This is a genomic window from Halomonas sp. SIMBA_159, assembly GCF_046536035.1.
GTDB lineage: Bacteria > Pseudomonadota > Gammaproteobacteria > Pseudomonadales > Halomonadaceae > Vreelandella > Vreelandella venusta_A.
This window is the reverse complement of record NZ_JAWJBT010000597.1, coordinates 1-271: the sequence shown is the minus strand read 5'-3', so window position 1 is coordinate 271 and position 271 is coordinate 1. Positions and strand designations below refer to the sequence as shown.

The 271-nt window shown below is 40.6% G+C and carries 1 protein-coding gene; it reads left to right on the top strand.

Translation table 11 applies throughout. From position 1 onward, the window contains the following. Positions 1–102 precede the first annotated feature (102 nt). On the top strand, positions 103–271 hold a 169-nt coding region (locus R0J87_RS20605; RefSeq protein ID WP_498888580.1), incomplete at its 3' end, for a DNA polymerase III delta subunit-related protein.

Here is a 271-nt window from a genome sequence, read left to right as displayed (position 1 = left end):
CAATAATTTTTCGTTTAATGATATAAATTTAATGATTCGTACTAGACATTGTTTCCTCCCTCACCCAGATCCCTTGATCAATCCGTAGCAAACATTTACCGTATGACATTCTCTCATTTAATTGGTCAAGAGCAAGCAGTGGAATTATTAACCAGTGCAATTCATCGTCAACGCATTGCCCCAGCTTATTTATTTAGTGGTCCGGCGGGAGTGGGACGACATTTAGCTGCTCTTGAGTTTAGCACTTTAATCCTCGCGGGAAAACAAGACG